This window comes from Legionella septentrionalis, assembly GCF_003989745.1.
Lineage (GTDB): Bacteria > Pseudomonadota > Gammaproteobacteria > Legionellales > Legionellaceae > Legionella_A > Legionella_A septentrionalis.
Genome location: NZ_RZGS01000048.1, coordinates 1 through 13,452, shown reverse-complemented (window position 1 = coordinate 13,452; position 13,452 = coordinate 1). Strand labels below are relative to the sequence as shown.

The following is a 13,452-nucleotide window of genomic DNA, read 5'->3' as shown; positions in this document are numbered from 1 at the left end:
GCATCATCATACTATCAAAGCTCCTATCGTGGGAGAGGGGGTAGATCGAAGTGAAATAGAAAAATTTGTGCTCAATTTAAGATGAAATCTTGGCTAAAAAACTTTAGGGACGTTGCCTAGTTTCTTTAGGGCCGCAGATATAAACCCGTGTATTTATAGGATCAGTCAAGTAAAGCAACACGTGCTCGAAAATACTGGCTTGCGGATATTTTTGAATAATCAAATGGCGCTGCGTGCACTCCTCTTCACTGCTGTGAAGGAGCAGGTGCCTGTGTTATTTCAGGCCACTTGGGCCAGGATGCAAGAACTGCTTTAAGTACTTGTGCATGATTATATTGCGTATCTTTTGCAGCATAAAATAGTGAGATTTCCGAGTTGCCTGCTTGTTTCAAAATACTTTCCAGCAATTCAGGCTTTTTTTTGAGTTCATCGATGTAGTGTTTTGCAAATTCTTCCCACTTGGCGGGATCATGATTAAACCATTTTCTAAGTTTAGGGCTGGGGGCGATATCTTTTATCCAGTCATCGAAAGAAAGCTCGTTTTTTTTCAATCCGCGTGGCCATAATCTGTCTACTAATAGCCATAGTCCGTGCTTTGCAGCAGGTGGCTCATAGACCCTGTATAATTGAATGTTCTTATGATTTTTTTTCATGATAGACTCGAAATGATTTAAATTGCTAAATGTTTCTGTGCAAGCAGCAGGGCAAACATCCCTTGTTTTGGTTTGCCGGTTGCATCCAGTTTATGCAATTGTCCTGGTTTTTCATGATATTCAAGAATGGACCAACCGCTATCTTGATAAAAATGATATAGCTCTTTTGGCTCCGGCAGGTAGGTAAAGCTATGTGGGTATGAATAGGGCTCTGCCTGCACTGGAAAAACGAAAAAATTCATCCCGCCCGCTGCCGTATATTGTTGCAGTTGCGTTAGTAATGGCTTAATGCGTGTTTTATCTAAAAATTGCAAGGTCACTGTGCAGTAAATAAAATCAAACACTGCATCAAGACTTGGAAGAGGGAAATTTAAATCATGAAGTTTGAGCTTTATAGCTGATAATTGTTCTTTTTCAGCAATAGACTGGATATTTTGTATAGCATGTTTATTGTTATCAAGGCCGGTGACGTGGTGTCCTGCCATTGCAAAATACAAAGGGTTGCGCCCAGAACCGCACCCAACATCCAAAATCGTCATTTGTTTTTTATTTTGCAGATAGGTTTGCTGTACATATCTTAAATCATGATGAAGAGGAGCTAGTCCGTATTTTTTTTCGAAGTATCGATGCGGTTGACAGTAAAACGTAAGCGTTGCATCCAATTCAGGGCCTTTCGGAAGAAGCTTGTGCCAGCATGCAGGTGGCACAAGCAGCGTGGGGTGTGCTTCATGCAAAGAGCGGCGCGATAGTTCCTTACCATTCCCATCCAAAAAAATAAAATCAACCTCGCCTTTTTTTAATTCCAAATAACCCCACGTGCCTTCTTTAGTACTGTGTTTGTTTAGAAAAAATTGCAGATTTTTCTCATTATTGAGTTCTATTTTTTTGTAGGGACATAAGTTTTTTATTAAATTTTCATAATTATTCATATAAATCAGCATCTTATGTTATGAGGTTGGTAAGGCAGCATGCAAAGACATATTTTGCAGCTGCATCATTGTAATTAAGTATACGGTGATGATTTGCAAAGTTCGAATTTAACTAGAGGCGCATTGCGGCATATTTGTTTACATAACTTGTAAGGAGTAAAAGTTCAATATGGTTAAACCCATTTTAAAATCCAATTTTTTTATTCTTACTGGCGGTCCGGGTTCTGGCAAAACTTCTGTCTTGGATCAATTAGGGCAGCATCAATTTAAGATCACTGCGGAAGCAGCACGTTCTATTATCAAGGATCAGCAGGTAATAGGTGGTAATGCCCTGCATACGGGTGACCGCGATGCATTTCTTGCTTTAATGCTCACGCATGCCATTCGGGATTTTCAAAAGATGCAAGACGAAGAAACTGCTGTATTTTTTGATCGCGGCATCCCGGATTTATATGCTTATGCTAAGGCTTTCTGCAAGAAAGAAGATCTCATCGTCAATGAAGCCATATCTCAATTTAGATATAATAAAACCGTTTTTATTTTTCCTCCCTGGTGGGATATTTATGAAAATGATGCAGAGCGCCAGCAGGATTTTGCTGAAAGTTTAGAAACTTATCGAGCTCTAAGAGAGGCTTATGCTCATTGGCAGTATGAGTTGGTGGAGGTGCCAAAAATGTCAGTTGAAGATAGAGCCGTTTTCATTTTAAAAACACTAAAGCTTCTTTAGCTTGGGCGCATGGATTGCAGGGAGGGCACAGCCTCTTTAAGATTTTGCTGGTCATGTTGCTGATAGGCTTTAACGTGGCTTTCGTATACCAGTGCTCCTGCCCCTGATTGTTTGCAAAGTTTGGAATCCTGAGTCAGTTTTTCCAAGTCTTGCTTGGTTAAATAAACTGAGCCGTTTTGCGCAGTTTTACTCACCCCAGCCCCAAAAGTGTGGCTGTGAATTCCATGTTCCTTATGTAATTTTTGACAAAAAGCTTCTGCTTCTTTTTGTGAAGCAAAAGTAACCTTGATTGCATGATTATCATGGCCTTGCGTACCAGCGCGGCTGTTCTCTACTGCTTTAACATTCACCTGGGTATTAAAATCATTCATGACGTTTTTTACGGCGTATTGCGGGATAATTTCAGCAGCTTCATTTTTATACTGATTTGAATTACTGCGTATATACGCATCCAGAATAGTGTGTTCTCTATCCAGTAAAGGTACCTTTCCCTTCCTGAGTGTAGTTTCAAGCTCAACTCTGGAAGGGAGATTTTTAACAACTTCATCAAATTCAAAAGCATGAAATCTATTGGACGGGAGCTCGGACATCGACGGCATTGCATTTGGAATAACCCAATTTTTACTCGTAGGTGAAAGCAAGGGAGCCAAGGCATTGTGAGATAAGTCCTGGTTTTGCTGAATAGAGCGATAAGCTTGGGCCGGGTTTGGGATTGCAGGCGTACCACCTTGCTGGGCAAGTAGTTTATTTCCTTCTTCCAAGATAATAACACCTAACATATTTTGTCCTTTACCGTTATCCCCGGAAGCCCAATTTACATCATAGCGGCTCACTTCTACCGGCATAATTCCATTTTTCGCACACTCAATTGCTTTTTCACGCAATTCAGGGTTTTGAGCCAGCTTCAGTTGCACCACCGTTCTCATAAAATCAAGTGTTTTTCTCTCGCCGTTTGGATTATGGACTGCATGATAATCAGCACCGCAAAGTTTATCGAAACTTTGTTTATCGGACACATTAAGACCGTGTTTACGGAGTTCGGGTAAATAAGCTCTTACCAAAGGGTCATAATCGTCGCGCGGCATAAAGACTTTATTGGTAGATTCAATCTCTTTCACCATCTTCGTCAGAGTGGCTTGTGCCGGATGATTTTGGCCTAACTGCTCTTTTAAATAAATGATTTTTTGCGCATGGAAGGCATGTTCTGAGGATGGCCAATGCAGCGTTGTATTTTTTCCACCCAGTATAACCGTTTGATCAATAGGATGTTCCCCGGGTTCCGTAGTATTGGCAAAAGCACCATATGGTTCTATTTCAGGGTTTTTGAAGGGAGCAATTTTTACCCCATTACGCTGTAAATAAGGAATAGGCATATTGGCTTTGGAAAAAATTATTATAGTTTTAGATATAGCATATGTTTCATTGTTTGACCATTTTGAATATAAAATGACTTGCTTGCGTGATAAATATCTTTTTGTTGCTTTATGGTAGCCTGCAAGTATGAATTCACAGCGGATGGTAAAAGACAGACATTAAACAAATATAGTTTTTATGAGGGATTAGTTAGAATATCGTTCGATATATTTTTTATTATTTTAAAATGAGCATTGTTGAACCCATTTTATTAGGGTTGGTCTTAAGTGCAGATTCCTTCTCAGCCGCCATAGCCATGGGGCTTAAGCCTCATAAAACAAGAGATGCCTTTAAATTTGCTGCTTTATCAGGAGGGGCAGAGTTAATTGCTACTTTTGTAGGAGCCATTACGGGTGGGAAAATTATTTCCCAATTTAGCTCTATTGATCATTGGATTGCGTTTCTATTATTGCTGATGGTTTCCCTCCACATGGTTTACGAAGGTTTTATCGAATGGAAAAACAGACACAGCGACATTCCCACTATTAAATTCCATGGCTTTATCAAACTGTTAATCGTTGCAGTTGCAACCAGTTTGGATGCACTTGCTGTAGGAGTGAGTTTGGGAATTTCTAACAAACCACTATGGCCTTATTTAATTTCCATAGGCGGATGGGCATTTGCATCAACCATAGTTGGCATGCGCATAGCCAATAAGATACCAAAACGCTTATCAGCAATTTTTAATCTCATCGGGGCATGCATTATATTTATTCTAGCCGTGGAAATGTTGAATTTATAATAGGTGAGCCGCACGGTAGTTAATATGATGCTGTATTTATTCCTTTAGGCTTTTCTTGTAGATTCAAACTTTGCCAGTGTAATTTATTATGTTAAAACTTATTTATTTCAGGATGAACGCATGTCCCTAAGACGGCAAGTTGCAGTATGGCTAGATCCGGCCTTAAGGCTAGCGCCAGGCTTATCTGCCGTTAATAAGCTAATTGTCTCTATCATCATTTGTTCGCTGTTACTGGCTATCATTGAAACGGAACCTTCAGTTTACCAAGGCCATGAGTGGATATTTTTAGATTCCGAATGGGTATTTACCTTCTTTTTTACAATTGAATACTTGGCACGGGTTTGGGTGAGTATAGAAAACCCCAAATATAAAACCCGATTAGCCTATATGTTATCTCCAGCAGCTATTTTAGATCTTTTAACGGTATTATTAATTTTTCTTACCATCGTGGGCACTGAGGGATTTATCCTAAGATTAGCGAGGTTGTTTCGTATCTTAAGAATTGCAAAGTTAGGGCGCTATACCGTTGCCATGCAAAATATAGCCCATGCTGTTTACCTGAGGCGGTTTGAGTTGATAATCAGTTTCGCTATAGGATTATTTGCATTGGTTTTATCTTCCTCAATTTTATACATCATTGAAGGAGGGATACAGCCAGAGCATTTTGGAAGTATACCGAGAGCGATGTGGTGGGCGATCGCGACACTGACCACCGTCGGTTATGGTGATGTTTATCCTGTTACGCCTTTAGGCAAATTATTCGGTGCAATTACCGCCATTACAGGGATTGGTGTAATTGCCATGCCTACTGGTATATTGGCAGCATCTTTTAGCGATGCGATCCAGAATATTAGAAAGAATCATCGGGAGGAGGAGTAGAGGACATTTCTCAGCAAGTTATTACCTGTGCCATACAAAATGGCTACAGCCGGGCTAGCCTAATTAAAATCTAATCGCGTGCAACGTTCATGTAACAATTGAAGATATTTTTCTTGCATTGGTCGAGATAAATAGCTGAAACCAATCAGTTGGCGCCACCGCGGTATTGCTTGCCTGAATTCATGTAAGATTTCATCAATAATTTTGGGGTTTAATGCGAGTTGTTCAACGGCAAAATATTTAAAAAAATCATGTTTCGTTAAATTATTTTTTCTGCCTCTTAAAGGCAAAGCTATTTCTTCTTTTGGTTTTTTTTGGACAATAGTTGAGTTAAGTAAGTCATATGCAGGTGATAGAGAAATTTTTTTATCCTTTGTAATCAGGGAAAAATTTTTTAAATGCATGTCTTCATTGCCGATTAAGAAGTTAAATAGAGTTAATTTGAATAATTTCACGAATTCAATCTTCGGGAAAGTGCAAAATTCTTTTATTACAATGATCACTTTTTCCATAGAGCTTTTGTATTTTGTATGGCGATCTTCGCCTGATAGCTGTGCAAAATCTTCTACTGCTAATTTTTTATTATGGCCGATGCGGTCAAATCGTTTAATGAAGTAAGTCATACTGTTGTCTTTGGAATACACTAAACCATGGACTGGCACTTCAAGGCCAACGGTTTTTGCAAGGCACATAGTAATGGCTTCATTTTCTGGCAATTCTGCATAAATTTCACTTTGTGGTTTTAAAATATAATGACCATTTTGATCAACGATTTCAAAACAACCTGCCTTGACTTTTAATTGTGCACTTAATTTTTTTTGTACACCTTGAATTGACATTTTTCCTACACGATCGAGTGCTTCTTGCCTTTGTTCCCCAGCACTTAATTCTAATGGATTAAGTTTTTTTAATTGAGGCGAAAGCAAGCGTAATCCACGTTGTGAATAGTTTTCCTGATCGCTTATGATGTCATAGGTAATAAGACAGCGTTTCATTCTAATTCCTCAATAGTCACTGAGCCTATGACGTCATGGCCAACTGTTATCAATTGTCCAAGGTAATCATTTCTATCGATTTTATATTTTCGTAATAGCGCTTCAAGCAGAATACCCTCTGGTAATAAGCCTTCAAAGAATGGAGGAAATTTATCGAAATCGTAAACCGTGTTTGTTAATGGCATGGTAAGAGAAACTGGCGCTCCGTGATAATCATCAAAATAAATAAATTGATATTTCCCACCGTTTAATTCTTTTAATATCCCAGCCTTCATCCCATTAACCAATACGCTTGCTTTTCTCATATATTATTATCCGTTGTTGCTGGAAAAGGCGTTTCAAATTTTACGCGGATATTCAAAACATCGAGTATTTTTAATAATGTATTTAATTGTATGGTTTCTTTACCTTTTTCAACATCGAATATAACGGTTTTGCCTACACCAGCCAGTTTGGCGAGTTCTCGTTGCGATAACCCACTTTGTTTGCGGTAATAATAGATCATCTTTGCGATCTCACCGGGAGCCATATTACATCCTAAAATACATTTATTACTGTTATAGCAGTAATAACAGTGAAATTAAAGGGAAAAAAGTTATTTTATAGTTAAAATCGAAGTTATTTTACTGTTATGGCGGTAATTAATTATATTTTTTGAAGAAATCAGGTATTTAAATAGCTTAAAAAAACTAAATTACTGCTAAAGCAGTAATTTATATTTGATTTTGTAATTGTCGGTTTATTGACAAGCACTGGTAAAGAGATCTAAATAATAATTTTTTCCTCAATTAGCAACCCACAACCAAAAGGGACTTTTCCGGCTGTGTTGGAGGCAATCCATCATTTATTTTCTCATCAAAATGCATCTAAAGTTTTAGGTTTATTAGTGCAATTTAGGGCAGATTTTAATTGCACTTTATTACCCCAAATGAAGAGTCACCTGCACAGTTAATTCCCAGAATATAACAGTTCCGCTTTTCTTTCCCGTAGAGCAGAGCATAATTAAATTTATTTGCTCTTTTGGGTGTTTTGAAATGTATCACGAAACAGGAAGCATCATTTTCTCTCCCTCTGATCTGACTTTGTTCATTCAAAGTCCATTTGCCTCTTGGCTGGAGCATTTGCTAATCACTAATCCTGAATTAGCCCCAAATCCTGATGAAGATGATCCACTTCTGGCAGTATTAAAAAAAGAAGGTGAAACACATGAGCTTGAAAAATTGCTACTGTTTGAAGAGCAGGGATTTAATATAGTCAGATTGACTGCCAATCACACGGTAGAGGATGCAATTAAAGCCATGTATTCAGGCGCTGATGTAATATATCAGGCACCCTTGGCAATATTACCCTTTAAAGGCCGGGCTGATTTTTTGATTAAGAAAGAAGGTAAGAGTAAGCTGGGTGACTTTTATTATGAAGTTTGGGATACCAAACTTGCACGCAGGGTTAAAGTATCATTTATCGTACAGCTTTGCTGTTACGCGGAAATGCTAGCGCAAATTCAAGGCAGAAAACCTGATAATATCGTGGTCTCTATAGGTACGGGCGAAGAACTACACCTGCGAACTAATGATTATTTTTACTACTATCTAATTAACAAAAGACGATTCCTACAATTTCATACCGAGTTTGATGTTCACAAAAGGCCTGACCTTCTTACTTCTTCCAGCTATGGGAAATGGAGCAATTATGCTAAAAAATTGCAAAAAAAATTAGACCATTTAACTTTAGTTGCGAATATAAAACGTACGCAAATAAAAAAATTATATAAAAATGGCATAACCACCACTAAAGAATTAATAGCAGCAGAAGACAAACCAATAAGAGGTATAAGCCAGGATGTATTGCAAAAGCTCATTGCCCAAGCAAGGATTCAACGTGAAAGTCAGGGCAAAATAATACCCCTCTATCAAATTCTATCTCATGAAGAAGGGAGCAAAACCGGGCTTGCTCTTTTGCCACCGTCCTCTCTTAACGATGTTTTTTTTGATATTGAAGGCGACCCATTATTTGAAGGGGGATTAGAGTATCTGTGGGGTGCTACCTACATTGATGAGCATGGGGCTCGCCAATATAAAGATCTTTGGGCGCACCATCCAGAAGATGAAAAAAAGAGCTGTGAGGAATTTATTCATTGGGTTTATCAACGTTGGTTAAATGATCCCGGCATGCATATCTATCATTACGGGCCTTATGAAGTAAGTGTTTGCCGTCGCCTGATGGGACGTTATGGAGTCTGTGAACATAAAATAGATCAGTTATTGCGTAACGAAGTCTTTGTTGATTTGTATAAAATCGTGAAAACAGCTCTACTCATTGGAGAGCCTCGCTACTCTATCAAGAATGTTGAACACATTTACCGCGCTCAACGTGAAACAAAGGTAGCTAGTGGAAGCGATTCTGTAGCGGTTTACGAACATTGGCGCGAGAACCCAGACGGGGAAAATTGGCAAACATCGCAAATTCTCAAATCAATTCGTGACTACAATATGGATGATTGTAATTCGACCCAAGAATTGGCAGGATGGTTAAGAGAAAGACAAAAAGAAGCAGGCATTTCATATCTGGGTAAAACCGAAATAGTGGAACTTGAAGCTAAAGAAGAAGCTGCTGCTGTAATTGCTTTGAGAAACCGCCTATTAAAAAAATCAGAAGATTTGTACCTCAGTAAGGAAATTGAAGAAGCCGCTATGGCAAGACTTTTTGCCTGGTGCCTTGAGTTCCACCGTCGGGAAACTAAACCTGCCTCTTGGAAGATTTTTGATCGCTTGGATAAAAGTGAAGAAGAGCTTTTTGACGATATCGATTGTCTGGCTTTTTGTAAACGTACCGAAACCGAACCCTATTTGCCTAGCAAACGTTCACGTTTGTATGTTTTTGAATATGTATTTGACGCCAATCAAGAGTTTAAAGGGAAAGCCGAACACTACAGAGTTCTGGGTAAAGAAACGGAAGATGGTAAAAACTTGAAAGTAACTTTATATAAAGAAGGGAGTAATTTAAAGGAAGGTTTAATCGCTTTGAAAATGAAGGAAGAAATTAGGGAGCCTATTACATTAATCCCGGATGAGTATGTCAATCCAGACCCTATTCCGCAAGCCATTTACAGACAAGCGCTTCGATTTGAAAAAAAAGACTTACATAACAGCGCAATTTATGATTTTTTAAAACGCGATTTTCCTAGGATTAGAAACCTCATTAAAGGTTATGCTATTGCTCCTAGTCATGATCCTAAAGAGCGGCTAGAAGAAATCATTGAGGTAGTAAAAAATTTAGACAATAGTTATCTTCCCATACAAGGCCCGCCGGGGTCAGGTAAAACCTATACCGCAAAACACATTATTGCTGAGTTAGTTCGATTAGGAAAAAAAGTAGGCATTACTTCAAACAGCCACAAAGCTATCAATCATTTATTGTGTTGTACCGTGGAGTATTGTTTGGAGAACAGTATAAAGGGGTACTTTGCCTGTGCGGGTGATAAAGATGAAAAGGTACAAGAACTCTCAATAGAAGTTATTGAAAATAAGGAAATTACTGAACGCATACAACCTGCATGCGTTATTGGTACAACGGCATGGGGTTTTTCGAGAATTGAATTAGCAGATGCTTTTGATTATCTTTTTATTGATGAAGCAGGGCAGGTAAGTGTGGCCAATTTTATTGCAATGAGCCAGTCTACTAAAAACATTATTTTAATGGGTGATCAAATGCAATTGGCGCAACCGTGCCAAGGTAGTCACCCAGAAGAAAGCGGCTATTCTATTCTTGATTATCTTTTATACCATACGCCTGCAATTCCTGAAAATCGTGGGATCTTTCTAGGTACTACTTATCGCATGCACCCTAAGATTAATGAATTTATCAGCGAAGCCATTTACGAAAGTAAGTTGGAAGCAGCGCCTGGAAATGCCAAACGCTGCATCAAAGTGCCTGCTAATTACCAGGGTATATTAAATGTAGACGCTGGAATAATTGCGGTTCCGGTAATGCATGATGGAAATCTGCAGGCGAGCGATGAGGAAGTTGCGCGGATTCACTTTCTAGCTCATGAATTAATAAACAGGGAATACACGGATAATGCTGTCAAACGAAGCATTACTTGGGATGACATGTTATTTGTGGCTCCCTATAACCACCAGGTCAATAAATTACAGCAATCTCTGGGTCCACAAGCCAAAGTAGGGAGTGTAGATAAATTTCAGGGACAAGAAGCGCCTATCGTTTTTTTAAGCATGTGTGCAAGCAATGCAAACGAATCTCCACGAGGAGTCACTTTTTTATTTAATAAAAATCGCATAAACGTTGCAATTTCTCGAGCCAAGTGCTTGGCAATTGTAGTTTACAGTCCCACGCTTTTGGAGACAGAAGCAAAAAATATAGAACAAATGGAAATGATTAATCTTTTTTATAAGCTAATAAGCCGCCAAAAAGAGAGTCTTAATTGAAAGATTTGCAAGCAGGAATGTACGCTTGCCTACTCCTGGACAAATTACCGCTAATAAAGAATTGGGCAAATATTGGCGCATAGCATCGTCCATATGGTGCATAACGCCTTTTATCTTATTTTGTTATCCCTAGATTTTATATTCCTCATCAAGTGCCATATCTACGGTTGGGTATGTGAATTTAAATTTAAGCTCGGTTAGGCGTTTAGGGATGACTTTTTGTCCTCTGAGTAATAAATACTCGCCCATTTCACCGAACAAAGCCTGAATAAGCCAATCCGGCATTCTAATGAGTAGCGGTCTTTTAAGTACTCTTGCAAGTGCTTTCGCAAATTCTTTTTGTGCTATGGGATAGGGCGCAGTCATATTGACCGCACCGGTTACATCTGGATGCTCAATCAGAAAATCAATTGCATTAACCAAATCCGTGTAATGAATCCACGATAGCATTTGCTCACCATTCCCTACAACGCTCCCTAAGCCTAAACGAAATGGCAGCTCTAATTTTTTAAGCATCCCTGCCCCTTGCTTTAACACAACGCCAAATCGTAAGGTCGTTACTGGGATGCCGGCCTCAACAGCAGTCCCAAGAGATTGTTCCCAAAGAAGTCCTATATGTTGTAAAAAATTGTCAGAAGATGATGGGAGAAGAGTCTCCTCATCAAAGGACTCCAGACTGTATTTTTGTGCCCCATAAATTCCAATCGCATTGGCACAATAAAAACGAGGTTTGGCATGATGGTTGATTAACCATGCAATAAGTTGCTGGTTAGTTAAAGTACGCGATTCAACGAGTTCTTTTTTTACAGTTGGGTTCCACCGTTTAGCTCCAATATTAGAGCCTGATAAATTGACAACGAGGTCGTATTGGGTAGCATCGTGATTATTTAAGTTTTTCCAAATTAATTTATTAATATCGTTTGAAAATATATGCTCTAATTTATCCAGGCTGCGGCCCAGCACGGTAATATTGTGATTTTTTGACAAATGATTGACGAGTGCCGTACCAATTAACCCAGAAGCCCCTGCAATTAGGATATCCATGTTCATCCCTTTAATTCTTTAATGCAATATTTACCTTGAAATAAGCAGCAAATATCAGCCAAAGCACGGAGGGAATTAATCACCAGGCAATTTGTTTAGGTGCTTTTAGCTTCTACGATTAAAATTTATTTGAATAGGGTTAGATAATAAGCCAAATGGTATTTACTGTTAACCAATTTGTTATTATCGAGAGTTTGGTGAGGCTCCTTAACATTCTTTAACTTCTAAAAAATTAATTATTTATAAAAATTAAAGATAAACTACTGGCGGTTCTATTACAGGTAACGGAGTTAAAGCAACAAAATTCAGGATATAAATGAATAAATTTGTGACTCTTTTTTCAGGTCCAGATAATAAGTCTTATTTTAAAGACGAAGATCCAGGCATAGGAAGTGAAGAACCCTTAGGTTCATATTCAAAAAAATTTCCAGCTGCTGGCATGAAATTTAGAATATTTAAAGCTGGCAATAGATTTGATTGGCATAATGCACCTCAGCCTCAATTTATTATTTACTTAGAAGGTGAGGTAGAAGTTGAGGCTAGTGGTGGAGAAAAGCGTGTATTTAGACCTGGTGATGTATTATTTGCTAACGATTTAAAAGGAGCTGGGCATATTACAACAACTCTTACTGATGGTCGTTCAATAATCGTTATGACGCAAGACGAAGAAAAAGATGAAACATGGAAACAGCCATTATCCTTCAATCTAAACGGTACGACGATTTGAACTCCCTGATTCATGAAATTCTGTTAGGGTAATCCCCCCATTTTTAACGTCAGTTAAAAATGGGGGGATTACCATTTAGGCTGATAGCGGTAACAGGTTTCACTGATTCCGAACAGGACAATCGTATAGAAATGGGCTTATCCTTATCCGCCTTTTGCGCCATCTCCCTCCGGCGCGACGGTGTTATCACTTTTTTTCGATGGCCTCTTTGAGTCTCTCTGCTTTCAGCCGTTCTTCCGCGTACATCTTTTTCAGACGTCTGTTTTTATCTTCCAGCTCTTTTAAACGCGACATCATGGACGCATCCATCCCAGCAAATTTAGCGCGCCATTTGTAAAATGTGGCGGTGCTGATGACATGTTCACGGCAAAGTTCTGTGACAGGACTTCCATTTTCAGCCTGTTTTAATATCGACAATATTTGACTGTCTGTGAATTTCGATCTTTTCATGCAGAATCTCCTCTGACCTGGATTATGAGAAAATTCTACTTTTTGACACCAGTTAATTTGTTGGGGGATTACCGAGGTACTCCGACTTCCTGTCGCTTATTTTTATGCTGATTCTGATGATTGGCTGATCTCATTAAAGGTTATAATTTGTTAAGTAAGAAACGACAAAAAATTATCATTTCTATTTTGAATGAGCATAAAACTATCTAGGTCAGAGGTTTGATCCTAATTTTTTAGCCGAATGAAAGATCACTAAGAAAATTTTGTGAGAATTTAAATATTCTAATTTAAACCCTCACGAACGCAAATATTTAATTCTGCTGTAAGTGTAAACCTCCCCTTATTAGTGCCAACCTAAACTAGAGTTTTCCGACTTATTTTTAATCAACTTGTAATCAAATGGTGACAAGTCTCCCAGTGATTCATGCGGTCTTTCTTCGTTATATTC

Annotated in this window: 12 protein-coding genes and 1 pseudogene; 5 read left to right on the top strand and 8 right to left on the bottom strand. The window is 38.5% G+C overall.

What is annotated here, in order from left to right:
- Positions 1 to 245: 245 nt before the first annotated feature.
- Together ELY11_RS11455 and tehB are read right to left on the bottom strand one after the other, a co-directional pair.
- On the bottom strand, positions 246 to 653 hold the full coding sequence (locus tag ELY11_RS11455) for a DUF488 domain-containing protein (RefSeq protein ID WP_126954700.1): 408 nt from the start codon (positions 651 to 653) through the stop codon (positions 246 to 248).
- Positions 654 to 670: 17 nt separating this feature from the next.
- Complete coding sequence (gene tehB, locus ELY11_RS11450; RefSeq protein ID WP_126954701.1) at positions 671 to 1,582, bottom strand: SAM-dependent methyltransferase TehB; 912 nt, start codon at positions 1,580 to 1,582, stop codon at positions 671 to 673.
- A gap of 169 nt (positions 1,583 to 1,751) precedes the next feature.
- Here tehB and ELY11_RS11445 point away from each other — a divergent pair, with 169 nt between their 5' ends.
- Entirely contained in the window at positions 1,752 to 2,309 is a 558-nt protein-coding gene (locus tag ELY11_RS11445; protein ID WP_127033648.1) for an AAA family ATPase, read from the top strand.
- Here ELY11_RS11445 and ELY11_RS11440 read toward each other — a convergent pair.
- Complete coding sequence (locus tag ELY11_RS11440; RefSeq protein ID WP_126954703.1) at positions 2,306 to 3,682, bottom strand: NADAR family protein; 1,377 nt, start codon at positions 3,680 to 3,682, stop codon at positions 2,306 to 2,308. The genes ELY11_RS11445 and ELY11_RS11440 overlap by 4 nt on opposite strands.
- A 227-nt stretch (positions 3,683 to 3,909) precedes the next feature.
- On the opposite strand from ELY11_RS11440, the gene ELY11_RS11435 reads away from it, so the two are divergent.
- Complete coding sequence (locus tag ELY11_RS11435; RefSeq protein ID WP_127033645.1) at positions 3,910 to 4,464, top strand: manganese efflux pump MntP; 555 nt, start codon at positions 3,910 to 3,912, stop codon at positions 4,462 to 4,464.
- Between the two features lie 120 nt (positions 4,465 to 4,584).
- Positions 4,585 to 5,343, top strand: coding sequence for an ion transporter (locus ELY11_RS11430; RefSeq protein WP_127033642.1), 759 nt, complete (start codon positions 4,585 to 4,587; stop codon positions 5,341 to 5,343).
- A 59-nt stretch (positions 5,344 to 5,402) separates the two neighbouring features.
- Here ELY11_RS11430 and ELY11_RS11425 read toward each other — a convergent pair whose 3' ends face one another.
- Genes ELY11_RS11425 through ELY11_RS11415 form a run of 3 tightly spaced genes read right to left on the bottom strand, consistent with a single transcriptional unit; the run spans position 5,403 to position 6,867 of the window.
- Complete coding sequence (locus ELY11_RS11425) at positions 5,403 to 6,338, bottom strand: HipA domain-containing protein (RefSeq protein WP_127033640.1); 936 nt, start codon at positions 6,336 to 6,338, stop codon at positions 5,403 to 5,405.
- Positions 6,335 to 6,643 (bottom strand): HipA N-terminal domain-containing protein, encoded by a 309-nt coding sequence (locus ELY11_RS11420; RefSeq protein ID WP_127033637.1) that lies wholly within the window; start codon positions 6,641 to 6,643, stop codon positions 6,335 to 6,337. Before ELY11_RS11420 ends, ELY11_RS11425 begins: the two co-directional genes overlap by 4 nt.
- Positions 6,640 to 6,867: a helix-turn-helix transcriptional regulator gene (locus tag ELY11_RS11415; protein WP_126954708.1), complete on the bottom strand. Its 228-nt coding sequence runs from the start codon at positions 6,865 to 6,867 to the stop codon at positions 6,640 to 6,642. The genes ELY11_RS11420 and ELY11_RS11415 overlap by 4 nt, the downstream gene beginning before the upstream one ends.
- A gap of 505 nt (positions 6,868 to 7,372) precedes the next feature.
- On the opposite strand from ELY11_RS11415, the gene ELY11_RS11410 reads away from it, so the two are divergent.
- Positions 7,373 to 10,783, top strand: coding sequence for a TM0106 family RecB-like putative nuclease (locus tag ELY11_RS11410; RefSeq protein WP_127033634.1), 3,411 nt, complete (start codon positions 7,373 to 7,375; stop codon positions 10,781 to 10,783).
- Between the two features lie 129 nt (positions 10,784 to 10,912).
- Here the strand turns inward: ELY11_RS11410 and ELY11_RS11405 are convergent, their stop codons facing one another.
- Entirely contained in the window at positions 10,913 to 11,827 is a 915-nt protein-coding gene (locus ELY11_RS11405) for a TIGR01777 family oxidoreductase (RefSeq protein ID WP_127033631.1), read from the bottom strand.
- 316 nt (positions 11,828 to 12,143) lie between these two features.
- Between ELY11_RS11405 and ELY11_RS11400 the strand changes: the two genes are divergently transcribed.
- Entirely contained in the window at positions 12,144 to 12,554 is a 411-nt protein-coding gene (locus ELY11_RS11400) for a cupin domain-containing protein (protein WP_127033628.1), read from the top strand.
- A 77-nt stretch (positions 12,555 to 12,631) separates the two neighbouring features.
- On the opposite strand, the pseudogene ELY11_RS11395 reads toward ELY11_RS11400, so the two are convergent.
- Positions 12,632 to 13,004, bottom strand: a pseudogene (locus tag ELY11_RS11395) (transposase); the annotation flags it as partial.
- Positions 13,005 to 13,452 lie beyond the last annotated feature (448 nt).